Here is a 25,996-nt window from a genome sequence, read left to right as displayed (position 1 = left end):
CTTTTAATTGGTTTGTTTTGTATTTCGATAAGTTGCTGGAGTCATGCCCAAACGCTTGCGGAATACGATATGCAAATACGTTGCATTCGTAAATCCCTCCGATTTAGCAATTTGCTCTATCGGATAATTACTCTCTTCTAGCTTTCGGCAGACCGCTTGTAATCGAATGTCCTCTAGCGATCGACTAAACGATCTGTCAGCATCCACTTGCTTAAATACTCGCTGCAGCTGCCTTGCGCTAATATTCAGTTTTTCTGCAACATTCTCCAAGGTAACGGTTCCAGAATAATTAGCTTCCATATATTGAATGGCGTATTGGTACCGATAAGTTAACATGTCTCTAACAGGCGCTTCTGTTCGAATCCCACCTGAATCATAAGCTCTTACTGCCTTTAATAAAATGCTGATTACGAGATGTTTAATGGAAGTATAATATCCCGTCAGTTTACCTTCACAAGCTTCATAGGCTTCAAGAAAACATTTCATAGCGCTGTGATAATCTTGTGCTGGAACTAGTGGCAGCTGCTTTAGCTTCTGAACACAGGTCTCAGCCTCCGCAACCTCCCAAGGATCTACGTCCTCTCTAATCTTCTCTTTGATGTCCACATGTAGACACAGTTCTTCCATCGATTCTTCTGGATCCGCCTCTTGGCGGTGCATGACACCCGGTCCGGTTAAATAGAGCATGCCCTCCGACAAGGGGTATTTTAGTTCGCCAAGAATAACTTCTCCCTTTCCTCGTGGAATAAAATGAAATTCGAATTCAGAATGATTATGGAAATCTATGACTCTCCCCGGCGGAAAAGAGATCAAATGAAATCTAAGAACTGTAATTTCGTAATGTCCCCACCCGATGGAAATATCCAATCGCTCGAGCATATCATGCTTCTCAAACATCATCTCATAGGGAAAGTTACTCAATGTTAAATCCTCCTAACAGGTGGAGACAGGTTAAGCGTCTAGATCTGCTCACCGAACCATACGAGCTTCTTTAGCAGAACGATTCGCCGCTTCCATTAATCTCGTAAGCTCCACAGCAGTTTGTACATTCTGGGTGGCGAAAGTATTATTTTGGATGTGATTAACCCACTGATGGAATGCGCTTTCACGATTAGCATGTAGCGCTACTTCTTTCCATCCTTCCTCTTTGTCAGCGGATTTATTACTTCTAAGAAGAAGCTTATCCTCTGGTGTTCCGTAAAGTAGTGTTCCCTCGGTTCCATGCACCTCGATGGTAAACGGCGAATGACTATTCACAAACCCAGCCTCGACCACACCAATTGCTCCTGAATTCGTAAATAGCGTCACCACGGCATTATCTTCTACTTCCTTGCCCGTTACATAACCAAAATTAGCACTTACACCGGTCACATCTTGACCTAAGAAAAGCTTCGTCAAATACATAGGATGACAACCAAGATCAATCAAAGCTCCGCCACCACATTGTTCCAAGCTATAGAAATGATCGGGAAGCCAGTTTTCTGTAGCCCCATTATGGGATAAGCGAACTCTAACGTAAGTGATCTCTCCGAGCAGTTCTTGACTTAGAACTTCTTGAATCGTTAATGTGTATCCATCATTTAGACGAGGCAAGGAGACGGTCAACTTCACATCGTTCTCTTCCACTGCACGGATGATCTCTTCAACTTCTTTATGTGTGGGGGCAATTACTTTTTCCGTAAAAATATGTTTACCTGCTTTAGCCGCAGCAATGATTACATCTCTATGCACATTGGTCGGCGCATCCACTATGACGGCATCTATATCCTTTTGCGCAAGCAGGTCATCCAGTGATTCGAAAAAAGGAACATTTAAGCTTTCAGCAGCTTTTTTCCCACGTTCAGCATCTTCATCCCAAACCGCTGCCAATACAGTATCCTCATGCTCTTGAGCTTGCTTCGTATAGTCCCAAGCATGTACATGCCAATAGCTAATCTTACCCATTCTTATCGTCATTTGCTTGTGCCTCCCGTATATATGTTATTCTGACATCTACTAATAAAATATCACATAACATAACCCTTTATTAGTAGGAAAATGCGACATTTGATATATAATATCACGACACAACCATTCCATATGATATACGATTTCCATTTAAAGGCTACCTTACATTACACAACCAAACCATATGAACGGAATCAGGTCCCCAATAGTCTTTTACCACCTTAAAAGGCTCCCCAAATTTATGCTGCCACTTGATTTGTGCGCGTTTATATCCACTGTCCAAGCAAAATTGCCCGATCCCTTGTTCGTTTAGAAATGTCATCATTTCCTTAATTAATGCCGAACCTATCCCTTGACCCTGATAACTTGGCAACACGTATAAACTACCCAATTCCCCCAAATGATCCAACTGATGTTCTGCACAGATTTGAATAGTCTCGCCACAGGGACCATAGGAAATCGTACCCACAACCGTCCCATCTATTTTAGCGATAAAGAAATAAGTATTCGAGTTTGCCTGTTCCAGTGAAGATAGCGCCTTTTGCTTTTTTACATCAATTTCACTTTGAATATCCTCTTGTAAGTGCTCTAATCCCTCTTGGTTAAAGGCATCTAATATAGATTCTTCAAACACCTGGCATGTAGATTCATAATCAGCCTTGGTAAGTACAGCTATGCTAAAATGATTTGTCTTTATCATTATGTTGATCACCCCTGCAATAATATACTATAAACAATCTAGTTAAGAGGTTTATATTCATAAGACAACTTTTACTGGAGGTCACCATGAATATAATTTCCTTTCTGATCTATTGCGTTGTAGCTACATTTACACCCGGTCCTGCCAATATTGTTATTCTTTCTTCCGTGCAACATTCCGGGGCTAAGAAATCTATGAAATATGTATACGGAGCCACGATGGCTTTTGGATTATTGCTTATTCTTTCTACCCTGCTGAACCGTGTTCTGATTGAGGTCATCCCCAATCTCCTGATCATTATGCAAGTCATTGGGAGTTTATATATGCTCTATCTAGCTTATAAAATCTTTAAGATGGGTGCAATGGACGATCAGCCTAACCCAAATGCCAATTTTCGCTCGGGCTTGCTCATGCAGTTTGTGAATCCTAAAGTGCTGTTATTTACGCTAACCGTCATTCCCAGCTACGTAATGCCCTTCTACACTTCATCACTTGCCTTGACCCTATTTGTTATAATTATAACGGTGATCGGATTTTTCGCATTCACAACGTGGGTTATTTTTGGTACGATCTTCAGAAGATTTCTGCAAAATCATCAAAAAGTTCTAAATACGCTGATGGCACTTTTTTTAGTATACTCGGCCATTATGATATCAGGAATTCTATAAAGTCGCGGAGGTTAAGAACGTGGAGAAATTCAATTATAAAAAGTCAGCAGAGATCCTGTCCTTATCCGCCAGCCTTACTGATTTCACATATAAAAAGCATTGCCACGAGGAATATGCAATCGGCGTCACCTTACGTGGCATCCAGCAATATAACCTTGATGGTAGCTTGCAATCCTCTCATAAAAATGGTGTAATGCTATTTAATCCAGAGCAAACGCATGACGGCAGTTCGTATGATAGAGCAGGTATTGATTATGTTATGCTTTATATCAAGCCAACCTTAATACAAGAGATACTAGGAAAAAAAGAACTACACTTTTCCTCCCCTATCCTATATGACAATAAATTGGCTCAGTGCATATTGGCGCTAAGTCATGCCATTCAGAATGGTAAAGAGGAGTCGTTGTGCAATGAGCTGTTATTAACTCTGCTGGATCTAGTATCCCATACTGAAATCATTACCGACCGCAGAACGAATAATAACCTCGTCAAAAAAGCGAAAGAAATGATGTACTGCAGCTTGGAGCATGTACTGAAGCTAGACGACCTCTGTAAAGAGTTTGATCTATCCAAATTTCAATTTATTCGAGCGTTTAAATTGCATACAGGTATATCGCCTTATCAATTTTTCTTAAATTGCAAAGTAGAGCATGCCAAGCAGTCCATTGAGAAATCCAAGGATATCTATGCAGCCGTGGCAGAGTGCGGATTTGTGGATCTAACCCATTTGAACCGGCATTTTAAAAGCGTGTTTGGCATAACCGCACATGAATACAGGTTACAGCTGCATTGAGCAGAAGTAACCTGTATTCATCATGATTTATAAAATTTGACCATCCACCATTGTCCAGAGCACTTTAAATTCATCATCCAAGAGGACCAGGTCAGCATCATAGCCAGTTGTTATTGACCCCTTCCGTTGAAGTTCCAGAATATTAGCCGGCGTAGTTGAAGCCATCTTTACGGCATCTATCAATGGAATTCCAGTTTCGACAGTATAACGTAAGGCTTCATTCATAGTCACTGTGCTTGAAGCTAGCGTTCCATCCTTCAGTCTCGCTACCCCCTCGGATACCGTAACATGATGGCCTCCAAACATATAATCCCCATCACCTAATCCCATAGCTTGCAGTGCGTCTGTAATCAAGACCATTCCTTCCGGTCCTTTCAGGGTATGCATTAATCGAATAATTGCAGGATGTAGATGAACATTATCCACAATCGCTTGAACACTTACATGCTTCTCTTCAAAAGCAGCCACAATTACCCCTGGATCTCGATGATGGATAGGCCGCATGCCATTAAAACAATGCGTAACATGACTTGCCCCCGACGCAAAGGCTTGTTTAGCTTCTTCATAAGTGGCATCCGAATGAGCGATGGCTATAACAACACCCTTTTCTTTCAGAAAGGAAATAAGCTCCATCCCCCCCGGTAGCTCCGGTGCAATTGTAACCATTTTAATAAGTGAACCCGCTTCTTGAAAAATCAGGTTCATTTCGTCTAAGTTGGGATGCCGTAAATACTTTTCATTCTGCATTCCTTTTCGCTTCGGGTTCAGGTAAGGACCCTCTAAATGAATGCCCGCGATCTTTGCGCCCACTTCATGTCCGATCACACGCTTGACACTACGAATCATTTCTAAAAGATCTTCTAATGTAGAACTCACAGATGTAGCCAGAAATGAGGTACACCCAGATGAAGCACAGGATTTTGACACTTCTTGAATACTCTGTTCCGTTCCATCCATCATATCGAAACCATTGGCGCCATGAATATGAACATCTATCATCCCGGGTACTAACAAATGTCTCCCACCATCTATCCGTTCATAATCTCCCTCTGGAATCGAAAGAGACTCTGTATCTATCTTTATGATTTTTCCTTCAGAAATCCACACATTAGCTGCTGGAACAATACGTTCCTGAAGCACCACTTGTACATTTTGCAGAATATAAGACATAAATATCCTCCTCTGTTCGTTATCAGTCATTCAATAACTGTGATGTTCTTCTGATCTAGAACTTCTCTGATCTCACTTGGGAGTTCTCGATCGGTAATTAGAATATCAATGCAATCAAAGTCTAGACGGAAAAATGATTTGCCAATAAATTTGGTGTGATCAGCCACTAAGATGACTTGATCTGATCTTCGGGCTATTTCTCTCTTCACCCGCACATCTTCTTCATATGGATAGTAGAGGCCATCAGCACCGATCGCAGATGCTCCAATAAAAGCTTTATCAGCACGAATTTCACTAAGTTTATCGATAATAGAAGGACCATATAACAAGCGGTTTTTCACATTCAAGTAGCCACCAAGAACATATATTTGCAGATCCTCCCGCTTTGACAAGATCCCTACGTTATCAATCGAGTGCGTAACAACCGTAATATCCTTCGCGCTGATCTGTTCTGCTACAAACTGTACAGTGGTGGATACATCTAAAATCACAGTCTCATGATCCTTGATTAGCTGCGCCGCAGTCTTCCCTATTCTCTGCTTACTCTCAGATTCATCAATCAATCGATCCTGATAAGATAACAATTCTTTTTGTAATTCAGGTAACGATACCCCTCCATGCGTTCGGATCACAACACCTTCTTGTACTAATCTGACAATATCCCTACGAGCGGTATCTCTGGATACTTCAAATTGCGTACAGATCTCTTGAACACTCATCGATTGGTGTTGTTTCAAATATTCAAGTATTTTTAACAATCTTTCCTCTTGAAACATCAAGTATGCACCTCCTAAAGTCATCATAAGCCATATTACAAGCATTTACAAGCATTTAGTATATTCCACATAAGTGTTTGTAAGTATATTATATAAATTATCCTCATAAATTTTCACCAAAAAAAGACGTTAGCCAGATGAATGCACATCCGTTAACGTCTTTCATTTCACTCCACAGTGTGATCCCAACTCTTTTGTATCTTCCGAATAAAAACAATTTGCCCCACATGATAGGCATTATGTGAAGTCACATTGCCCATTACTTCCCACCACTGACTGCCTTGGAACTCTTGAACATCGGCATCCAATTGTTCCTTCGTAATCAGTTCCTGCCAATGTAGAAGAACTTCTAACAGTTGTTCTTGAAGCTCTTGGAACGTTACTCCTTCTGCTACGACAAAGGTACTATTGTTATCCACGGAAGGAACCGCATGAACACTCTTTTCTTTATACCTTGTTTGCCAAGTTTCATTCCAGTAGAGCAGATGCTGCACGATCTCAGCAATGCTATTGCTTGCTTCTGTTACCTTCCAAAAAGCTTCTTCTTCGCTTAGGTTTTTTACGGCTACCTCAAAAGGAACATACCAACTTGGATCATTCGCATTAGCTAGCAACTGGTTAGCCAGAACATCATATGCATGAAACATCTTGCTCCACCCCATTTTTCAGATCATTATCAGCAAATCAGGTACCGCAGAAGGTTCGATATGGACGCGCCGATTCCTCAGGAAGTACCGAGTATTCATCTTGTTCAGGGGAATAAGCATAAGGATTGGAAAGAGCTTCAAGCAATCGCTCCATCACACTGTAATCTTCCTGTTGGACTGCCGCTTGAAGTGCTTCTTCTACCCTGTGGTTTCGCGGAATGATTGCAGGATTACTATTGCGCATTAGCTGCAGCGAATCCTCTTTCGATTGCTGCTGTCTGCTAAGTCTAGCCTGCCATAACTCCTGCCACTTAGTAAATTCCGCTGCATCGAACAGAGCATTCTCTTCCAGCTTCTCTAAACTTAGAGCACGGAAGGTATTGGTATAGTCCGCCCGATATTTCTGCATCAAATCTAGCAGGTCTTCAATTAGCGCAACATCCTCTACCTCTTCGTTAAAGATTCCAAGCTTCGCTCTCATTCCCGTAAGCCAATGATGATAAGACCGCTCTTTAAAATCTGCAATCTCCTCTTCAGCGAGCTTGATCGCTTGTTCCTGATCCTCAGCCAGTAGCGGTAGAAGAGTCTCCGCGAATCTCGCGAGGTTCCAAGAAGCAATACCCGGCTGATTGCCATAAGCATAACGACCCTGCTGATCAATAGAGCTGAATACTGTCCCCGGATCATACACATCCATGAAGGCACACGGACCATAATCAATCGTTTCTCCGCTAAGCGCCATGTTGTCGGTATTCATCACTCCGTGAATAAATCCAACAAGCTGCCATTTGGTAATCAGTTCAGCCTGACGTCCAATCACTTCCCGAAGCAGGAAAAGATAACGGTTCTCATCCATAGGTGCACCTGGATAGTGTCTTTGTAACGTGTAATCAGCCAGAGAGCGGAGATCCTCCACAGTACCCCATGCTGCAACATATTGAAAAGTACCCACCCGTAGATGACTGGCCGCAACCCGGGTCAGAATAGCACCGGGCTGCTCTGTTTCTCGAATGATCGTTTCTCCAGTAGTTACCACCGATAAACTGCGAGTGGTAGGAATACCTAAGCTATACATGGCTTCGCTGATGATATATTCACGCAGCATCGGACCAAGTCCGGCTCGGCCATCACCACCACGAGAATATGGGGTTCTTCCCGCGCCCTTAAGCTGAATGTCTACACGTTCACCTTGGGGAGTGATCTGTTCACCAAGCAGCACGGCTCGGCCGTCACCTAACATAGTGAAATGTCCGAATTGATGTCCAGCATACGCTTGAGCAAGCGGCTCCGTACCTTTAGGAACTTCATTGCCCGCAAGAATCTGAACGCCATCTTTACTATGTAGTGCTGTGCTATTCAGCCCTAGCGTAGTAGCCACTGGTTCATTATAGATGATCAATTCCGGTTTACGCACAGGAGTAGGCTTGATCCTTGTAAACATGGATTCCGGCAGATGAGCATAACTGCTCTCAAAGTTCCATCCTATATCTATCTTCTCCGTCATAATATCTCCTTTTTATATCATCAGTCTAGGCTTATATGATCTCAGAATAAGTTATGTTAAAATTTAATGCAAATTTTCTCGTAAACCTATGATCTTGCTGAAGAGTTATAAAGACCGCCCGGCCTCCTGTCATTTTATGCAGGAAACCAGGCGGTCTTTATTATGTCCTATCTTGTTATCAATTTATTAGGAAGCTACTTCGCTCCACCTTTGGAGAGCATGATATTTAGAATAGTCTTGTCAGTATCCCCCAGACCTTCTTGAACCAGTCGTTCCATATTGCGGATGGTGTCTTCTACCTCTTCAAAAATAACTCCATCCTTGGTCGTAGGAGCAATATTATTCATCGCCAGTGTGGCTGCCTGAATTGCCGTATTGGTGGAGGTCGAAATCTTCAGTGCACAGGTTGAATTCGCACCGTCGCAGATCATACCTGACAAAGAAGCTATCGTATTCTGTATCCCATGTTTGATTTGCTCTAGACTACCGCCCATGAGATAAATAATCCCGCTATTCGCTCCTACTCCGCCTGCAATCCCAGAACCACATAAAGGCGACAACCGCCCGATATAATGCTTGATATGCACAGTGACCAGATTACTCAGTGCAAGCGCCCGAGCCAGCGTCTCTTCATCCTTGCCGAGCAGTTCCGCCAATGATATAACGGGTAGCGTACAGGCGATACCCTGATTACCGCTGCCTGCTGTTGTCATCACAGGCATTGCACTGCCATCCATGCGAGCATCTGAAGCCGCAGCAGTGGCCGCTATAATCCTGTTCGCAACATCATTGCCGAACAAATTCACAGCAGATTGCTGATTCATCTTCTTCCCTACTTGCAAGCCATAATCGCCCCGCAGTCCCTCATCCGAGATCGCTTTGTTCATCCGAGCGCCTTCCAAGAGGAAGCTAAGGTCTGAATTTGGAACCGTACTTATAAACTCGAATATCCGATCTACAGAGCCTTCATAGGCTTCAGTATCGGAAAGACCAGGCTTGCCACAGTCAGCTTTAGACTTCTTTGGTGTCACTTTTTTCCCGTCCAGAGCCAGGTATTCTATATTAGTATGCTCCTTAGCAAGGATGGCAGTCGCTGTATGGTTCTCTGTTTTCACCTGTGCTTCAATATATAACTTCTCAGGAGTGTCCATTATCTCCACTTTTAGCAGCTTTCGATCAAGCAGGTCATTTGCCAGCTTTAGCTCATTCTGAGTCAGGCCTGACAGGATCTCCAGCTCCTTGTGCGAACGTCCGACCACCGCTCCAAGGGCTGCTGCGATAGGTAGACCTGTCTGGCCTGTCCCAGGGATGCCCACTCCCATTGCATTTTTAATAATATTACCGCTGAGATGCAGCTGAATCCCCGTTATTTCTTCCTCGAGAAGCTCTGCCGCCAAGGAGACGGCATACGCAACTGCGATCGGCTCTGTGCAGCCTTCTGCCGGTACGACTTCCTTGTGCAAAATTTCCAATAAGTTGCCCATGTATGCTTTTCCCCCTTTTCTCTCCCGCTCGGAGTCATTTCTATATAGTAACTCAGAGTGAAGTTTCAGGGAATCCTTTTTCTTCTCTGAAAGCTTGTCCTAGATCAACATCTTACATGCTTGCGTTTAAATCCAAGCCGAGCTTTGTCGACAGCTTTTTGAATATTTGAGTACGCGTGAATGATTTTACTCTTTGCCTTATTCTTATCAACTTCAATTGGCCCTACTGTTCTTGCGGTCTCACTGGCCTTATCATGAAGTGGCGAATAAGATACGGCCACTGTGTACATGAAGTTGTTCATTGAATATTGGGTACGTTCTGGAGAATCATGAATCGTATTTTCCACCATCTCAAGCATACCGGCAAGTTTGCTCTCGGAAAACTCAACGTCCGGCCGACTGCCAAGCAGCCAGCAGTAACAGCTCCAGCCCGCCGACATTCTCAGCTCTTCACCGCTCGCGATCCATTTATCGGCAACTTGTTGTGCAATATCCGCTTCTGCCAAGGTTACTGCCACTACAAAGTCGGACAGCATATAAAAATAAGCCGCATCCATCCATCGGTCATAATCGTCTTCCGTCATTGCATTGGGATCAGCAATGATGCCGGCAAAATACATGGCATCATAGTTCCCTGTCGCGTAAAGCTGCTCAGCCAATGGCTGATTTATTTTGGTTTTCTTGAAGATTGGCTTCATTGCTCCGGTAGCCACGCCAAATAGCGGTTCCTTTGCTCCATTAGACATATATATTTTCTTGGTTCGTTCCTTGCCAAGCGCTTCCAGCTCCTGCATGACCATCTCTAAATCCACTATTTAACACTTCCTTTTTTAAAAGTTCTATTCCCAAGTTACCTTGGATTAGCACCAGATAAAGAAAGTGTACTGTATGGGTTTACTTGTCGCAAGTTAAGTTTCCGAAGGAATCCTTTTGGGTGCGCAAATAACCACCTATATTTTTAGGTGGTTATTACCCCAACCTTTTACAGAACCGATTGTAATTCCAGCAACGATCTTTCTGGACCCGTGCCTTTCATCCGCTTGTACTGCAATCTTGCAAAGCCGGATTTGGATGGTCGTACGATTTGTCGGGCCTAATGCTCTTTAGCTCCCACACCGTCGAACAAGCGCTTGGGTCAACGGCTCGCATTGTTCCCGCCTGCAGCAAACATCGGCCTGCACTGTACAGCGCATGCATAACGAGGCACTTCCGAAGCGAAAGAAACCAACAAAACACAACTGTCTTGAATATTGAACTTCATTAGCCATTACAAAGGCAAGAACCTATACAAGTAATTCCGCATATGCTGGATCATCTAAAAAATTATCGTTTACTTAGGTAATAGCCGTATTCAAGTGGACGAGAGTATATGGCTCTTCGGGATATAGGAAGTTCATCATAAAGGCTCTTTTGTGGCATACCGTTAACTTCAATGATCCAAATATGTCCTTCCAAGTCAATGACCAAATCTACACTAACCTCACATAGATGGATGCCGGAATCCAACTCAAGGATCTCTGCTGTTCGTAAACTTAAGTTATAGATGGTATTCATCATATCCCTAACGGATTTTGCCGGGTATAGCTTCTTCAACACATCCATCGCTAGGCAGGCTCTTTCGTATATGCTTGTATTGAAACAGCCTGCGTATGATACTCGACTGATAACATTAGTAGTGGACCAAAGACCATTTTTATTTTTTTGTACAAGCACCCTGATATCAAAAGTGCGGTTGTTAAGATTATTGGTAAATATCCCCTTCTGAATTAAATGGGGAACTTGACCTACAAACCGTTCGGATTCGGTAAGTAACTGACTTATAGATCCTACGATAATGCTGGGCATAACATAGTGGTTAGAAATATGCAGTTCTCCAGTATCACGCTGTTCGATTCGATAAACGCCTTTTCCCATATGGCCGTGGCAGGGCTTCAAAAAAACCAATTTATGAAGGTGAATCATTTGTTCCAAGTTATCGTTACTGTAAGGCAATGTATCTGGGACATGAGGACTTAGCCAACGATTTATAGCCTGATGAATCTCCAACTTGTCAAATTGGTTAATTTGATTGAAACACTTGTTCCTTCCAATAATCTGCTCCAACCGATCAATAGTCTCCATCTCTGAATTGTAACAACGGTTATAAATCACCTTTGGAAATGAAAAGCTACCCGTTTCCCACTTCATATTACGAAGATGAAGGCCTCTAATACGTCTATGCTCCCAATCAATATCAGTTGGGGAAAAACTGAACATCCTTAATTTTGAAAAATGATGATTCTTCATGTAATTTTTTAAAGTCACCTTCCGTTGCCTGGCGTTAGTAACCATAATACCTAGTGTTTCAACATTCTTCATCTTGATCCCCTTTCTGCATGAAATGGTTTCCTTGATGTAGGATATGTGAATTCAGCTAATATGCATGGGACATCAACATAGTAGGCCATATTATCAAGTCATTTGACTACTGACACACATCTATTTTTACGGAATACATTGTAGGCAGGGTGAGATATACCCACTATTCAAAGGAGTGTGAGTTATGGGAAGATTACCAGGACCACCAGGACCACCAGGACCACAAGGACCACAAGGTCCTGCAGGAGTGCAAGGACCCATTGGGCCTACAGGAAAGCAGGGACCTGCAGGACCGCAAGGACCCGCAGGACCGCAAGGACCCGCAGGACCGCAAGGACCGGCAGGACCGCAAGGTGCCTCAGGAGCGCAAGGTGCCGCAGGACCGCAAGGACCCGCAGGACCGCAAGGACCCGCAGGACCGCAAGGACCCGCAGGACCGCAAGGTGCCATTGGGGCCACAGGACCGCAAGGACCAGCAGGGGTGCAAGGCCCTATTGGGCCTACAGGACCACAAGGTCCGGCTGGAACGCCAGGACTCTTTATTGAATTTGCTTGTGCTGAGTTCGCTGGAATCGTTCTTACCACTGCTGCCCCAGTAGCCGATTTGGCCACAGTTAATATAACTGTAGATAAACCCGGCAACATTGTCTGGCTTACCGCCTATGCCACGTGGACTCCGTCTGCTGCTAGTCCTACCATTTCATTTACTATCCTTCGGGATGGCGTGACTCTATTGTGTACAGCAAGTGACACTCCCGTATCTGCCAACAGCCCGATTACAACGGCACTGACATGCTGTGATATGGGACCTCCTGTTGGGCAACATAGTTACACCTTAAGAGCAACAGGAACGATTCCTGGAGAAGGTAATATTACCATTACAATTAACGAAGGAACATTAACAGCGACTGAGATTAATACCTGATTTTTAGTTCGATAAAGAGAGCAGGTGGTCGGAACCATCAGCTCTCTTTTTAATATATTTATAGACTTTGAGCAAATAATATCTCCTGAGTCCGCCCAAGGTTACAAAAGAGCGCCGCATTCGGCTGTTTAATCTGCCCGAACCCCAAAAAAGATACCGTTCACAGTTACTGTGGAACGGTATCTTTTTTTTCAATAGAAATAGCCATGACATTACTTACTACGCTTTCCGATTCATAAACTTCTCCAAGCTCTCACGGGTTGGCAGGCCAGACCATCCATGTCGCCGGGAGACATCACCGTCAATGCACTGATCGCATTGCCGCGCTTGACGGTCTCAGCTACAGTGAGCTTCTCCAGTAGTCCGCTTATGCCGCCAATGGCAAAACCATCCCCGGCGCCTACCGTATCGACCACCCCATCGTCCTTATTACCTACTGAATACCTCCTAATTGGTTATCAATATCTCTCTGGAGGAAAAAATTCAATGCCTATACTTAATGAAGTTATTTCCACATTCAACAAATATCTCGATGGAAATGTAGATACTCCTGTATTTCAGCATTTTACTCACTCCGTTATGGCGAGTAGCGAATCAGAGGTTGAAGTTTTATTTAAAATGGACTTAGGATTTGTAACTGTTGCTAAATACAGACCAAATCATTCGAATGACGCTGAAATCATACAATCCCTAATATAATACATAAGCGACCGCAATTGCTGTCTTTTTAATTACCACTAAATTCCCTTCTCCATCTTCCAAGAAACTATATTTATTTGAGAGTCTTTGTTAGATGAATTATCAGTAACAACAATTTCATTCCCGCATTCAATGCAAATGATTTTAGATAATCTGAGGTAACTATTTAAGCGGTGTACAATTTAGCCCTTTCACATTAGTACAGGGTCTCGCATGATATAGGAATCTCTCCCTCGTCCCCCTAATATAGTTTAGGAAGAAGGGCGGGATGTACATGGGTACCAAAAATGATCAAGAGCAAAGGGCTATCTTTCTAGCTGCTATCTGCGGACAGACCTATGCGCAGTTCTCAAATAAAGACGGTTCATTCGTCGTTCCATTAAATTATCAGATCGTGGATACGATTGAAGCAAGATCCATCAGCGAGGTGTGGGAACGCTTTGGATTTATTTTGGAATCTCCACAAGAGATTATCGTTGCCTTCCGAGGAACCAGCTCCACAACCGATTGGATGTCAAACGTTATGGCCTCACAAGAGAGATTTAACTATATTAAAGAAGACACCCTTACCCACCGCGGTTTCACGAATATCTACTATTCAGCTCGCGATGGGATCATCTCTACACTCACAAAGTTATCTCCCGATAAGACCTTATACATTACTGGTCATAGCCTTGGTGGAGCACTCGCCACTTTATGTGCTATTGATATTGCGGCCAACACCTCTTACATCTCACCTAACCTGTTTACTTATGGTTCCCCACGTGTAGGCGATCCGGACTTCACTAATGCCGTTAAACAATATGTCCGCAAGAGTTACCGTTATGCCAATCTCTTTGATGTTGTTACCTACTTGCCTCCCCATGTATATAGGCTACCTAAACGGGAAACGAAGTATTATTACAGTCATGTCCACACTTTTTTATCACTGTCATTCCAGAATGGATCAGCAAGTGGTAATCATATGATCAGCTACTATTTCACAGAGCTCTCCAAGCTTCAACCGCAGTACTCCGAGGAACTTTGTTTAACAAACCCTGGATTCTGTCCAGTTGTAAGTAACCCCATCATAAGTGCATCAATTCCACCATGACAGGAGATTAGGCTTCATGGTGGAACCTATTAGAAAAGAAAATAAACTAATACCACACCTTCAACTAGCACTATCAGTGAAACTATATGCTGTTTCGTATGCTTTAGAAATTTCCAATCAATGAAGGACTGAAATCCTAATGCTATTATTATTAATACAATCCAAAACCACTTCATAACAATCCCCTGTACGCCATCAGCTATCATTATGACAATTGCAGTAATTAATCCTACAAGTCCGAGTATAAGTTTACCCTTTATATTAAGCTCATTACCGTCGTCAGAAAGTTTTTCCTTATCCGGACCAACAATCCATATCCTTAGAATAAAGTAAGAAAAAGAAAGAATTAATATTAAAAATGGAATGATCACTCCTGTTCCCCTCCTTCTAAGCGATGAATTCATTACCCTCATAATACCATAATAAGGATGTCGGATTAACGCATGAGAACTTGAAGTTAACTTGACAAAGGATCTGTATTTTCGATAGTATGGATAATATCTTGATAATCGAGATAATTGAATTGCAAGAGTCTTTTAGAACCTGAATAATCTACACTGAAAAGAGGAACCACAATGGCAGTACTTATTCTATACGCTACAAAATCAGGAGCAACAGAGCAATGCGCAAAGGTATTATCTGAAGAGCTTCCTCAGAGTAAGATCTGTAATATTGAAATAGAGAAGCCAAGTCTTGAGGCATTTGATAGCATTATTTTAGGTGCTGGAGTAAGAGATGAGAAAATATATAAAGCGATTCGTGATTTTATCAAAAAAAACAAAGATGAGTTGCTAAATAAGAAGATGGGCTACTATATTTGTAACGAAAAACCAAAGACAACTGAGGAATTAATAGAGAAGAATTTTCCGGATGATCTAAAAAAAGCTGCGATTTGCATCGAATCCTTTGGCGGTTATAATGCCTATAAGGCTCCCAAGGAAGGTACCGATCAACTCAAAGGAATTTATGTAGATAAAATAAGAGAGTTTTCAAATAATTTCAAATAAAAAATCCTGTTACCAAGATAAATGATCTGGGTAACAGGATTCTTTTTTTAAAAATATAATTGAATTGTTTATTACTACTTGATTGTCAATTCAAACTTCGCACCCACATCACTTACAAATACAATTTTCCCGTTACTCGGAAGTTTAACTTGCGTAATACCACTGACAGTAGAGAAATTTACACACACACCATTCGCATCATAAACAGCAAAGGAACCTTTAGGTGGTAGCCCTACTGTCATCAACTTGCCTGATGCCGACTCTGGAACTTCAAACCATCTTGCATATCCATCCGTTTGAATAGTTACCAATGATTGCGGGCCGGCATAAATAGGTTTAATGGCATCCTGTGTGATAAATAATTGGTTTCCAAGCTTGAGATACTCCACGCCCTCTTTATTTTCAAAAACAATATCCGCAAGATCGCGCCCACCTAAAGTTGGAATTTGTACGGTCATTTCAGCTTTATTCGGCCCAGTTATTTTATTCGAGCCCATATAGCCTGGTGCATCAGGGAACATAGCAATTCCAGCTACCGGCATACTCATGTAAAATTGTGAGCTATACTTCTCGCTGACATCAAAATACAATTTCCCTTGCCGCTGCTGCCAAGCTGACAAGACCTCATTGGATAAAGCATTCGCCTCTAGCTTTTCAGCTGCATATTGAGAAAGAGCAGTCTCACCAAGCCCTGGAATGACCCCGTACCCTTGAATCCAAAGGTAGACACGACCATTGCTTTCCTTCACAAAGCTAACTTTATTTGTACCCGCTGCATCTAAGAATTCACCGTTCGTATTATACGAAAATTTCTGAGCTGGAAATGTAGGTGCCATAATCGAAGATATACTCAATTCTCCAGCTTTACTAATCTCTATCTTCATCAGTTGTGTAGAATCAGCATAGACACCAGCATAATCCAGCAATTCCTGCGGCATAACCTCTTTGTTCGAAGCTTTAAATGTAGGTGTAGGTTTTAGTTCCTTGATAACTCCCTTTTCTTGTAGCGCACTGAGCAATATTTCGTTAGCAAGCATCTGATCGGTTGAGCTATCCCCACCAGAAGATACCACAGCTGCTGCCATCTGCTGATCAGGCAATACGACAAGTGAAGTATGATACAGAGTTGTATCCCCGCCCTTTGTCAGAGCTTTGATCTCGTACTGATTGAATGGGTATAAGTTCACACTGTCCCAGCCCAATCCATACGCAAACGAATTATCTTTCCCTTTCGGCCACATTCCACGCTTGTATTCCTCTTGCTCCATCGCTTTTACTGATTTTTCTGACAGAATCCCTTTCGATCCTCCAGTGAAAATAGTTGCAAAGCGCACCAAATCTTCAGCCGTAGAATAGATGCCCCCTGTTCCAATCACATTAATCGTCTCTTGGGGTAAAGCGGCAGGGTAGGTTGCATTGTATACACTTGCCAGCTGGCTAGAATCAACAGAATCTACTGGCGTTTTCGTATGCTCAAGCCCTAAAGGACCTGTAAAATTCTGATGGATGAATGTAGTGAAGTCCATTCCACTGACTTTCTCAACAATCAACTCCGCCAGCGTAAATCCATCATTACAATATACTGAGTAGGCTCCTGGATCTGCCTTTAAGCGTTGAGTTGTCAAAGTCGCCAGCAAATTATCTTTGGCGATAGAATCAGAATCATTGAATAAGAAAGAGTTTGATAAGTTCGAACCCCCAAGACCTGATGAATGATTCAGCAGCATTCGTACGGTGATTTGCTTATAGCGTGAATCTTCCATCGTAAAATTATTCAGATAAGATACGACAGGTGCATCCAAATCTACCTTCCCATGATCAACTAGCTTCATAATAGAAGCGGTCGTATACATTTTACTCGTCGAGCCAATTCCATACATCGTTGTAGTGCTTGGTGCTGTCTTGCTCTCCACATGGCTGTATCCAGCTGTGCCACTCATAACGATATTATCGCCATCCATAAGAGCATATTGGAGACTTGTCGTTCCTATCTTTTCCGTTAAGAATGCTGCCTTCTCTGCCGCGACCTTCTGAGTGTTCACATATGTTTGCGTTTTACTACTATCTGCTGCTAATGCATTCGTAGGAAGACACACTACTAAAAGTAGAGATACCATCAACAGGGATATTATTTTCTTCTTCATACATTCCCTCCCGCTATGAATTTTCCATTCCCTTAAAGGGTAAATTATCCATATGGGAATGTAAAGGAAGTTTATATCATTATCATTATCTAATCCATTAATTCTACTTTGTCTCCGATTCTGATTTCCCCTATCTTAACAACAGAAGCGTACACTCCGAAGTGTAGTTCAAACTCTTGGTTTAGTTTTTTCAATAATTTAGGGTCTCTTTCCTGACTATCTGGGTCCATTGTGATAACCATACATCTCTCACAAAAACTATCTACCTGTAGCTGAACATCTCCTATGGAGAGCTGCCGCCCGATCCAATCCCCTTCGAAAAGCGATTCATCGCTTAGCGCTATAACAAAGTTCCCACGAAACCGGCGCTGATCTAAGGAATGTCCCCACGCAGCCTCTAACTTCTTCAAACTAGCATCCGTAATGAGTAAGATACTGGCGCCATCCACCGATAACAGTTGCGGATGCTCCGGCTGTGGATGTGAAGCTTTTAGTTTAGACATGGAGATTGCAGTTTTGGTTTGGCTTTGGATTTCTTCTAATAAACGATCATCCCACCCAAAGGTTCGCCCATCTGATGCAGTTACTTGGATTTCTCCATTGATAAATTGCGCTTGATAGGTGAGCATTTTAGGATTATTTCTAGCCGTAAAATAACGCCACCAGCCCTCTTTTGACTCATCATAAAAGGCACAGTAACGGTCCCCAAGCATTCCATATGGTTCTATCCTACAGGTTTCCAATCGTTCACCTGCAAATGACTTGACTGGATAGCGATTAATTTCTCGAATTTCACCAACGATTGATTGCACGGTACAACGCCTCCACTTTCTAAAAATGCACGTATTCTCTAATTTTACCTGAAATCGTTTAACTCTTGCACCCTTATTTTCACAACAACACATAGCTATTTCGAACGATTCTAGATTACATAAAAATTTGTATATTTTACTAGAATATATGTTTTATACTATGAGTATTACATATGGCGGAAAGAATGTGAGAGGTGAATAGCAGTGCGGTCCAATGAATTCCAAAGTTTTGATTTTGCTTTTACACATGCTGTAATTGGAATGACTCTTATTTCGTTTGATGGAACGCTCTTGAAATGGAATTCCGCCTTAAGTGCCCTCTTGGGGTATGATCATAACGAGTTACTAACCCCCTCTTCATCTGTTCGTACGCTTCTAAGTCAGATCCGTGAAATTGCTGAGCTTGGAAGGTCTCTTTCCTCGTTGAACATCCATCCGCATCGATTCCAACAGAATTACTACCAACCAACCGGACACCTATTATCACTAGAGATCTCCATATCTATCATATCGGATGCCAATGGTGCACCCCTGTATTATTTTGCTCAATTCGAAAATAAGACGATAAACAAGCACATGGAAAATCAGCTACAGGAAGCAGAACAAAATCTGCAAGAGAAAGAGAAATCTTTCCTGCAGCTGCTAGAGGGATTACCTCTGACCGTTGTTATAACAGCGAATGGGATTATACAGTATGTGAATTCAGCTGGTTTACAATTAATTCATGCGGAGAGCCTGTATCAAGTACTGGGTACATCTACCAATAATATTGTAGACTTTTCCAATTATTCAATCCTTCAAGAGCGAAGAGAAAGGTATTACAGCGGTAACACGATAGGCTCTGTCTGCTACTTAATTAATTGCTTAAATGGTCAGCAGAAATATGTGGATGGATTCACATTACCGATTATCTTCAACGGAAACATGGCGTTTATTGGAATATTCAAAGATATCTCTCAGCAAATACTGGAAGAAGAACGGCTAATCCAATCCGAGAAATTATCCACTGCAGGGCAATTAGCAGCTGGAATCGCTCATGAAATCAGGAATCCGCTTACGGCCATAAATGGCTTTATGAAACTGCTTCGCTCTTCCGAGCGAATGAATGATAAATATTTCTTTATCATTGAGTCAGAATTGAAACGCATCGAGTTTATCGTTAACGAGCTGCTCGTATTATCAAAACCACAAACGACACATATCAGTAAACCTGTGGATTTATTATCTTTGCTGGAGCAAGTTACCACATTGATGAACGGTCAAGCTGCACTAAAAAACCTTAAGATTCTCCCTGTCTGTGCAGACCAACCTATTTGGATCCACGGAGAGGCGTATCAGCTCAAACAGGTGTTTATTAATTTGCTTAAAAATGCGATGGAAGCAATGCATCATGGGGGTAACATATATATTCATGTTCATACCACTGAAAGTGGATCCCGAATTAGTGTTCAGGATGAGGGTTGCGGGATGACAGAGGAACAGATCAAAGCACTAGGCAAACCATTTTATACGACAAAAGAAACAGGAACAGGCCTTGGATTTATGATCACACAGAATATTGTACATAATCATGGCGGAGCGATCACTATAGAAAGTGTCCCTGAGCAAGGCACTACTTTTACCGTAACCATTCCAACGATATTAGAGCCAGAAGTAGCTGCGGTATAGCATTTGAAGTGCCGCAATGAATGATCCTTATTCCATACTAGTATCCATACCTTCGTAGTGAGGTTCCGCTTAACGGACCATATTGCACTTATTCTCTAATAACAAGCCCATTCCCGGGTAATTTGGGGCGAATAACGGTGCTGGCTCGTTTACGTTACTCGCGGCACATTGTATTCGGTTTTTCGCATACATTTCTCCGCAGTCTCGAAATTTTATTAATTCTATTATAGTAAACATATACGCCTTCGGCGTCCTTTATGGCCGGTAAGCATTATAAGCGAGAAAGATAAGGATAATGTATAACGAAAAAGAAGCTCCAGCAGCATTATGCTACTAGAGCTTCTTTCATTATGGATACAAGGGTCAAAAAAGTGAATTAGGAATGAGCTTTCTTCCTCCCTTGACTAGGGTGGATTCTAGCATATCCCCTTTGACACCTCCGAAATAGAGCTGCCAGTACACACCAAAGCGAACGCTAACGTCATTCTTCACAAGCTCCGGCGGCGTAACAATCAGCCACTGAAATTTAAGAGCCTTAGAAATTTCAAATACGGGATCAAGCACATTATTAGAAACCATCTCTCCAAATGGATTGTCATATAAAAAGACCGTCCACCCTTTGTTCTCACGATTCACACGTTTATGCGTCATGATCATCATAGCTACCAGCAGCTGTACAGATTGGCGCTGTCCACCACTACCGACAGCCTCATCCAGCGCTCCCCGATTGATGATCTCCCAGTCGGAATAATGATAGTCTTCCGGAGCGGCGTATAGGAAGTAGTTTTCCGTTACCGGTTTATATACCTGAAGAATCGGGAAGCGATTCTGAAGTGCCGCATAGACGATTCGTCCGTCATTAATAACCTCTTTGATTATAGGTGTAGGCACTTGTTCAATCTTTGGATATTTTGCGAGCAATTCCTGGATACACCGATTGAAATAATCGCTCACCATCGGCTCTACCTCATCGCTTGCTCTCGGTACATTGATATTCTTATAATTCAGACGTACCAGCGGGAAGGCATAGTTATTCTCGTTATGAATAATCATCCGACGTTCCATTCGCTTCATAATATCAATAATTTGTACTACACGATAAGACGCCCGAGCTACCCACATCTTGCGGGACAGATCCATATCCTCCTTATCGCTTTGAATGCTCTCAATCTGATCGCGTGAACTACGTAACATCGAATCCAGGACTTGCTGAGCAATAGCGAAGTTATCCCAATGAACCGTATTTAAACGATCTAGTATCTTGGTCTCCAGTTCAGAATTCCGTTCGTTTTTGGCAAGTTTTCCGGTTAATGAATTTTTCTCTTCCTTCACCTTTCTGGAGACCTCGTCCCGTCTAACCCGGCTATCCTTAATCCGAAGAAGCCAGTCAGCAACCAGAGACTCGCAGCTTTCTCTTACGTTCAGCATCAATTCTTCTGGCACAGTCCGTAGATTGACCCGATCCTCAATATGTGCATTCATGATCTTGATTTGATTGGATAACGTCTGAATGAGCGCATCCATTCGTTCCAAAGATCGTTTACACTGGTTAAGCATAAGCTCATTCTCTTGGAAACGCTCCTGAATGTCTGCCTCTTTCTGCTCCAGTAGCTCATTCCAAATTTCCACGGCACGCTCGTGCTTCTCTTTGATTCCTTTCTCTACCTTGCGTAGTTCCTTCTGCAAATTCTCCAATTCGGTCTGACAACGGATGAAAGAGTCGTGAACCATCTGATAGTCTTCTTCTAGCGAAGATGTTTCAGACTTTTGACGGTTTCTTGCAGCCATAATGGATTCGGTAGATTCAGCAGGCTCTGTTACCTTCCGCCAATTCTCATCCACTTGATTCAGGCTGGCTTCAAGCTCCGTTAAATTCTCGCTCGCCGCTTTAATCTGGGCGGCTCTTGTTCGAATTTCAAGCTCATTCTCCGTCAGCGATTGCTGCAGACTTTCAACGGTACTGAGCTGCTGCAACAGAAGATTCTGCTCTACGGGATCTATGGGTGTGGCTTCCATATCATCCGCAAGCTGATGAGAGGTCGGAAACACAATCTCAGGAAACCAATGCTGTAGTCTAGGAAACAGAGCATACTTGGCATCTCCCATCCATTTCTCGCGTTCACCGCCAAGGCTTACCATTTGCGCTTCAAGATGCTCGAGCTGCTGATCTTTACTCGCCAGCTCCCTGCTCACCAGACTCTTACGATCTGAATACTTTTTCTTCTCCTTTTGATCCTGCTCATGCTTCTTCGTACGTTCAATCCAAACTTGCAACGCTGCTGCTCTATGCTCATGCTCTGCACTAAGCGCCTTATTCTCAATAAGTTCGCGACCGATCCGGGCAAGCGTGCTCTCGTTCTCATCCATCTCGTTGCTCAGACTGATAATGCTCAGCTGAAGTTCACTCTGCAGTTTCATTAGTGTATTGCGTTTGGCTGTAATCGTCACAGTGTTCTCTGTTTGGTATAACCGCTCATATTCCTGACGCACAGATTTCAACTTCGATAAATAAGCCTCCGCGTCCTGAAGCACTTGTTCTTGCTCTTTTAGCTTCGACTGAATACCGCTCTTAAAGTTCAAGAAACGATCTGGCTCCAGTACCATTTGTGGCCCCTGGTTAGCTAAAAGTTTAAAAGATACCGGATCTGAAGCTACCATCTCTTCACGGATAAAGATAGGCACAGCTGATTGCAGCAGTGTGTCCTTCAGCAAATCCGGTTTGATTTTATCAGCTTCGCGCCGGGTAACAATCAGACTATAAGGAAGAAGTGGATGGCGCTCTAGCTCTTCCTCACGTTCAAGATATGGACGATCATTTAAATAGGAACTACCCGGTGTGGATTGAATCTTAAGCGAATCGAGTGTATCCTTGACCGCCAGAATATCTGAATTCGGCAGCCAGTAGGATTGGTTCTGAAGTTCCACATCCATAAGCTGATTGTAGTAATCCCGTCTGGAACGTTTCGTCTGCTGCTCCACCTCATCCATTTTTCGGATAAAGCGTACTTGAATCGCCTCTTGTTCTTCAAAAAGGCCAGTAGCTCCTAAACGATTATGCTCATCATACATTTCCAGTAGTACAACGAGCTGTGACCATAACTGCGATTCTTTATAGGTCTGTGAATCAAGCACAACCCCAAGCTCGTCTAACTCTCGTTCATAAGACCGGTGTTTCTCGCTGAGCTCAGCATGATTCTTATGTAGTGCCAGCTTTCGGTTATCTGCCTCTTTATGCTGTTTCTCTAACGCTTCCATATCCAGAAGTATCGTTTGGGCAGCTGAAATCGTACGTTGTAGCGCCGCCGCCGGAGTATGGGCAGCCTCCTGACCATGCTGAGCTGCGAATGTGCCTAGCTCTTCTGTATATTGCCGGATAGATAACGTTAATTCATTAATCTGAATATCTAGGCCAGCCAACTCCTGCAGGAAGCTCTCCCGCTCCTTACGTAAACCTTTTTCTTCAGTCGTCAGTGCTCGCTCCGCTGTTCCAAATCCTCTGATCGTTTGTTGCCAGAGGCTAGACACCACATCCCATTGTTTACGAAGCTTTTCTTTAGCAGTCTGAATAACCTCCTGACGTTCTTTCATCTCCAGAGATCCTTCGATCGCTTGAATTTCTTTCTGCCATTGCTCAATTTGTCGTGTGTGGAGCATACGTTTAGCTAAGAAATGAGCCACTTCAAGCTTTTTCTCCTGAGTCTTGGAATCGTCCAGCCGTCCACGTGCACGGCTCTGATCATCACTAAGCTTTTTGAACTCTTCTTGTTTCAGTTCCATTTCTTCCTTGCTGCGCAAATACTTGAGGTTGTCCGTCTCAAATCGCAATTGCTTCGCATCCTGATAACGACCAGCCAGTTCATTACCAACCTTACTTCGCTCTTCTTCCACATTTCTCTGCTCTTCATGGATAACCGTATGGATCTGACGTCCACGCAGTTCAGTTTCCTGAACAACGCTCTCTGCCTCTACTCCCAGCTTCACCAGCTCGTATAATGGTGCAGCCATGCCAAGAAACTCTGTGTAGACTTGTTCCCGCTGTTCAAGCATTGGCAGTCGTTGAGCTACTGTCGCCGTATCGATAAACATACGCTGCAGCGTATTGTCGTCTTCTCTTAGCCCCTCATTCAGACTGGAGCCGATTTCTGGAATAATCAGCCTTTCGAACAAGTTATGGTTGGTAAAGGCATCATTCTTTTTAAAATAACCTTTGATACCGCCCTCTTCCCCATTGATCCGCCGCATATTGCGCCACTCGGCGATATGGATATCCCGAGTTGCCAGGAAATCATAATATCTTTTTAAATCCGAGCTATGGCTGCCGAAAGGTACAATTTCTCCCCGCCGATCTCGTATAAATTGCTGGATTGTTTCAAAACTCGTAGGTTCAGCATTCTCTTCATCAAAGAGTGGCAACGTCGAAAGGGTAAGTTCAGACGCTTCTCCGTAATCCGTAAGTGCGTACAGTAGGTAATCCACTTTAATATCCTGCTGATCCAGCGAGTTATGTGCCGTCATAGCAATACCAGTTGTCATATACTCATTACGCTCACTGTTGTCGAGATGCCATTCGATAGCTACATGAAAGGTATAAGGTTTAAGTTGTTTTTTATGATTATGAAAAAATGCTTCAACCTGGTTCTCGCTGTCTTTTCCCCATGGCGTTTTGGGCATTAATAACTGAAAAATGGATTGCAGCAGTACGCCCTTCCCGCCACCATTCATAAGCGTAATAAGCGTATTGGCTGGCCCCTCTTCGTTACAAAGGTCCAGAATCATATCATCATATTTCTTAAGCATTTTCTCGTATTTAAGTCCAGTAATTCGTATGCGTTCAATTCGCGGCATTAGTAGCACCGTCTTTCTCAGCTAAAGTTCGTCCGATGAGTTTCTTTAATTCCTGATACCGGTCAACATCATGATATAAATACCGCATTCTCTCATAAAGCTCTTCCCGTGGGAATATCCGCTTCTCTGACTCCGAGATGAACACGAGCTTCTCCTCTTCCAGAAGCTTCATACCTTCATGAATCAGACCCATTCGTGAGCCTGCGCCTCTTGTTAGAAGATCGCTTTCTTCCTGACTCTTAGTTTGCATATAAAGATTAGTCCACACCTTCGACATCGCTTGGATATCCAACCGCCACTGCTGGCTAAACCGACCTTCATCATCCATCTGCATCCACGCTTGAAAAAGTGACGACACCTGATCGGATATCTGTATATAGGACATACTGTCCTGCCCGGACTTAAAGTGAGTCTCATCCTGATCCATCTCGGCCAGAAATACAAGGATGATGATATTAATGATATGTAAATGAGTTTTGCGCTCAATCCGTGAGTATTTATTCTTCAACTGGGTAAAGTTGGTGGCGAACACTGACCCGAGTGGATTGACTAACAAATGGAGACGGTGTCCGGAATTCATCACTCGGCAGCCTGCCTCCTTGGCAACATATTGAAGCGCATCATATGTTCCTGCATCCTGCAGGCATTCAGCAGCCGCAGGATCATCGAGAGGGATTACTTTTTTACGAAGTAATTCAAAAAATAGCCGTGAAGCTAGCTGTACCTGTTCTAATGTATAACTCATGCTAGTAACCT

The 25,996-nt window shown here is 43.0% G+C and carries 21 protein-coding genes and 1 pseudogene; 6 read left to right on the top strand and 16 right to left on the bottom strand.

Annotated features, from left to right (window positions below):
- Positions 1 to 3: 3 nt before the first annotated feature.
- The 3 genes from UQ64_RS07965 to UQ64_RS07955 form a co-directional block, all read right to left on the bottom strand.
- Positions 4 to 921 carry a helix-turn-helix domain-containing protein gene (locus UQ64_RS07965; RefSeq protein WP_245237885.1) on the bottom strand — a complete coding sequence of 306 codons (918 nt, stop codon included), beginning with the start codon at positions 919 to 921 and terminating at the stop codon, positions 4 to 6.
- A gap of 48 nt (positions 922 to 969) precedes the next feature.
- Positions 970 to 1,956, bottom strand: coding sequence for a Gfo/Idh/MocA family protein (locus tag UQ64_RS07960; RefSeq protein ID WP_060622911.1), 987 nt, complete (start codon positions 1,954 to 1,956; stop codon positions 970 to 972).
- 148 nt (positions 1,957 to 2,104) lie between these two features.
- On the bottom strand, positions 2,105 to 2,647 hold the full coding sequence (locus UQ64_RS07955) for a GNAT family N-acetyltransferase (protein ID WP_060622910.1): 543 nt from the start codon (positions 2,645 to 2,647) through the stop codon (positions 2,105 to 2,107).
- An 86-nt stretch (positions 2,648 to 2,733) separates the two neighbouring features.
- Here UQ64_RS07955 and UQ64_RS07950 point away from each other — a divergent pair, with 86 nt between their 5' ends.
- Positions 2,734 to 3,315 (top strand): LysE family translocator, encoded by a 582-nt coding sequence (locus UQ64_RS07950; RefSeq protein ID WP_060622909.1) that lies wholly within the window; start codon positions 2,734 to 2,736, stop codon positions 3,313 to 3,315.
- 19 nt (positions 3,316 to 3,334) lie between these two features.
- Positions 3,335 to 4,108, top strand: coding sequence for an AraC family transcriptional regulator (locus UQ64_RS07945; protein WP_060622908.1), 774 nt, complete (start codon positions 3,335 to 3,337; stop codon positions 4,106 to 4,108).
- A 27-nt stretch (positions 4,109 to 4,135) separates the two neighbouring features.
- On the opposite strand, the gene nagA is transcribed toward UQ64_RS07945, so the two are convergent.
- From nagA to UQ64_RS07910, 7 genes are all read right to left on the bottom strand, one after another.
- Positions 4,136 to 5,278, bottom strand: a complete 1,143-nt coding sequence (gene nagA / locus UQ64_RS07940; RefSeq protein WP_060622907.1) for an N-acetylglucosamine-6-phosphate deacetylase — start codon at positions 5,276 to 5,278, stop codon at positions 4,136 to 4,138.
- Positions 5,279 to 5,304: 26 nt separating this feature from the next.
- Entirely contained in the window at positions 5,305 to 6,054 is a 750-nt protein-coding gene (locus tag UQ64_RS07935; RefSeq protein ID WP_060622906.1) for a DeoR/GlpR family DNA-binding transcription regulator, read from the bottom strand.
- 167 nt (positions 6,055 to 6,221) lie between these two features.
- On the bottom strand, positions 6,222 to 6,701 hold the full coding sequence (locus UQ64_RS07930) for a DinB family protein (RefSeq protein ID WP_060622905.1): 480 nt from the start codon (positions 6,699 to 6,701) through the stop codon (positions 6,222 to 6,224).
- Between the two features lie 37 nt (positions 6,702 to 6,738).
- Positions 6,739 to 8,205 carry a protein adenylyltransferase SelO gene (locus UQ64_RS07925; RefSeq protein ID WP_060622904.1) on the bottom strand — a complete coding sequence of 489 codons (1,467 nt, stop codon included), beginning with the start codon at positions 8,203 to 8,205 and terminating at the stop codon, positions 6,739 to 6,741.
- A gap of 194 nt (positions 8,206 to 8,399) precedes the next feature.
- On the bottom strand, positions 8,400 to 9,689 hold the full coding sequence (locus tag UQ64_RS07920) for an L-cysteine desulfidase family protein (protein WP_060622903.1): 1,290 nt from the start codon (positions 9,687 to 9,689) through the stop codon (positions 8,400 to 8,402).
- 104 nt (positions 9,690 to 9,793) lie between these two features.
- Complete coding sequence (locus tag UQ64_RS07915; RefSeq protein WP_060622902.1) at positions 9,794 to 10,501, bottom strand: DNA alkylation repair protein; 708 nt, start codon at positions 10,499 to 10,501, stop codon at positions 9,794 to 9,796.
- A gap of 511 nt (positions 10,502 to 11,012) precedes the next feature.
- Complete coding sequence (locus UQ64_RS07910; RefSeq protein ID WP_060622901.1) at positions 11,013 to 12,047, bottom strand: YheC/YheD family endospore coat-associated protein; 1,035 nt, start codon at positions 12,045 to 12,047, stop codon at positions 11,013 to 11,015.
- A 184-nt stretch (positions 12,048 to 12,231) separates the two neighbouring features.
- On the opposite strand from UQ64_RS07910, the gene UQ64_RS07905 reads away from it, so the two are divergent.
- On the top strand, positions 12,232 to 12,972 hold the full coding sequence (locus UQ64_RS07905; RefSeq protein WP_060622900.1) for a collagen-like protein: 741 nt from the start codon (positions 12,232 to 12,234) through the stop codon (positions 12,970 to 12,972).
- Positions 12,973 to 13,205: 233 nt separating this feature from the next.
- Here UQ64_RS07905 and UQ64_RS07900 read toward each other — a convergent pair.
- Positions 13,206 to 13,397: pseudogene (locus tag UQ64_RS07900) on the bottom strand (PfkB family carbohydrate kinase); the annotation flags it as partial.
- A gap of 548 nt (positions 13,398 to 13,945) precedes the next feature.
- Here UQ64_RS07900 and UQ64_RS07890 point away from each other — a divergent pair.
- On the top strand, positions 13,946 to 14,764 hold the full coding sequence (locus tag UQ64_RS07890; RefSeq protein WP_060623263.1) for a lipase family protein: 819 nt from the start codon (positions 13,946 to 13,948) through the stop codon (positions 14,762 to 14,764).
- Between the two features lie 29 nt (positions 14,765 to 14,793).
- Here the strand turns inward: UQ64_RS07890 and UQ64_RS07885 are convergent, their stop codons facing one another.
- Positions 14,794 to 15,135, bottom strand: a complete 342-nt coding sequence (locus UQ64_RS07885; protein WP_060622897.1) for a DUF4181 domain-containing protein — start codon at positions 15,133 to 15,135, stop codon at positions 14,794 to 14,796.
- A 204-nt stretch (positions 15,136 to 15,339) separates the two neighbouring features.
- On the opposite strand from UQ64_RS07885, the gene UQ64_RS07880 reads away from it, so the two are divergent.
- The gene (locus UQ64_RS07880) at positions 15,340 to 15,771 is read left to right on the top strand and encodes a flavodoxin domain-containing protein (RefSeq protein ID WP_060622896.1); all 432 of its coding nucleotides are present in this window, start codon (positions 15,340 to 15,342) and stop codon (positions 15,769 to 15,771) included.
- Between the two features lie 74 nt (positions 15,772 to 15,845).
- On the opposite strand, the gene UQ64_RS07875 is transcribed toward UQ64_RS07880, so the two are convergent.
- Positions 15,846 to 17,915, bottom strand: coding sequence for a serine hydrolase domain-containing protein (locus UQ64_RS07875; protein WP_060622895.1), 2,070 nt, complete (start codon positions 17,913 to 17,915; stop codon positions 15,846 to 15,848).
- Between the two features lie 89 nt (positions 17,916 to 18,004).
- On the bottom strand, positions 18,005 to 18,727 hold the full coding sequence (locus tag UQ64_RS07870; RefSeq protein ID WP_060622894.1) for an MOSC domain-containing protein: 723 nt from the start codon (positions 18,725 to 18,727) through the stop codon (positions 18,005 to 18,007).
- Between the two features lie 204 nt (positions 18,728 to 18,931).
- On the opposite strand from UQ64_RS07870, the gene UQ64_RS07865 reads away from it, so the two are divergent.
- A complete protein-coding gene (locus UQ64_RS07865) occupies positions 18,932 to 20,395 on the top strand; it encodes an ATP-binding protein (protein WP_245237884.1) in 1,464 nt (487 codons plus the stop codon).
- Between the two features lie 363 nt (positions 20,396 to 20,758).
- On the opposite strand, the gene UQ64_RS07860 is transcribed toward UQ64_RS07865, so the two are convergent.
- Positions 20,759 to 25,240, bottom strand: coding sequence for a coiled-coil domain-containing protein (locus UQ64_RS07860; protein ID WP_060622893.1), 4,482 nt, complete (start codon positions 25,238 to 25,240; stop codon positions 20,759 to 20,761).
- Positions 25,227 to 25,985 carry a DUF6063 family protein gene (locus UQ64_RS07855; protein WP_060622892.1) on the bottom strand — a complete coding sequence of 253 codons (759 nt, stop codon included), beginning with the start codon at positions 25,983 to 25,985 and terminating at the stop codon, positions 25,227 to 25,229. The genes UQ64_RS07860 and UQ64_RS07855 overlap by 14 nt, the downstream gene beginning before the upstream one ends.
- Positions 25,986 to 25,996: the final 11 nt, after the last annotated feature.

The organism is Paenibacillus etheri (assembly GCF_001012825.1).
In the GTDB taxonomy this organism is placed as follows: domain Bacteria; phylum Bacillota; class Bacilli; order Paenibacillales; family Paenibacillaceae; genus Paenibacillus_AQ; species Paenibacillus_AQ etheri.
The sequence above is the reverse complement of the archived record's forward strand: the minus strand, read 5'-3'. Positions and strand labels throughout refer to the sequence as shown.

Excerpts from the sequence above, each read along its gene's own strand:
- UQ64_RS07925 (WP_060622904.1), bottom strand. The coding sequence starts at position 8,205 with ATGACGGAGAAGATAGATATAGGATGGAACTTTGAGAGCAGTTATGCT.
- UQ64_RS07910 (WP_060622901.1), bottom strand. The coding sequence starts at position 12,047 with ATGAAGAATGTTGAAACACTAGGTATTATGGTTACTAACGCCAGGCAA.
- UQ64_RS07905 (WP_060622900.1), top strand. The coding sequence starts at position 12,232 with ATGGGAAGATTACCAGGACCACCAGGACCACCAGGACCACAAGGACCA.
- UQ64_RS07890 (WP_060623263.1), top strand. The coding sequence starts at position 13,946 with ATGGGTACCAAAAATGATCAAGAGCAAAGGGCTATCTTTCTAGCTGCT.
- UQ64_RS07930 (WP_060622905.1), bottom strand. The coding sequence starts at position 6,701 with ATGTTTCATGCATATGATGTTCTGGCTAACCAGTTGCTAGCTAATGCG.
- UQ64_RS07860 (WP_060622893.1), bottom strand. The coding sequence starts at position 25,240 with ATGCCGCGAATTGAACGCATACGAATTACTGGACTTAAATACGAGAAA.
- nagA (WP_060622907.1), bottom strand. The coding sequence starts at position 5,278 with ATGTCTTATATTCTGCAAAATGTACAAGTGGTGCTTCAGGAACGTATT.
- UQ64_RS07950 (WP_060622909.1), top strand. The coding sequence starts at position 2,734 with ATGAATATAATTTCCTTTCTGATCTATTGCGTTGTAGCTACATTTACA.
- UQ64_RS07880 (WP_060622896.1), top strand. The coding sequence starts at position 15,340 with ATGGCAGTACTTATTCTATACGCTACAAAATCAGGAGCAACAGAGCAA.
- UQ64_RS07935 (WP_060622906.1), bottom strand. The coding sequence starts at position 6,054 with ATGTTTCAAGAGGAAAGATTGTTAAAAATACTTGAATATTTGAAACAA.
- UQ64_RS07875 (WP_060622895.1), bottom strand. The coding sequence starts at position 17,915 with ATGAAGAAGAAAATAATATCCCTGTTGATGGTATCTCTACTTTTAGTA.
- UQ64_RS07960 (WP_060622911.1), bottom strand. The coding sequence starts at position 1,956 with ATGACGATAAGAATGGGTAAGATTAGCTATTGGCATGTACATGCTTGG.
- UQ64_RS07855 (WP_060622892.1), bottom strand. The coding sequence starts at position 25,985 with ATGAGTTATACATTAGAACAGGTACAGCTAGCTTCACGGCTATTTTTT.
- UQ64_RS07920 (WP_060622903.1), bottom strand. The coding sequence starts at position 9,689 with ATGGGCAACTTATTGGAAATTTTGCACAAGGAAGTCGTACCGGCAGAA.
- UQ64_RS07955 (WP_060622910.1), bottom strand. The coding sequence starts at position 2,647 with ATGATAAAGACAAATCATTTTAGCATAGCTGTACTTACCAAGGCTGAT.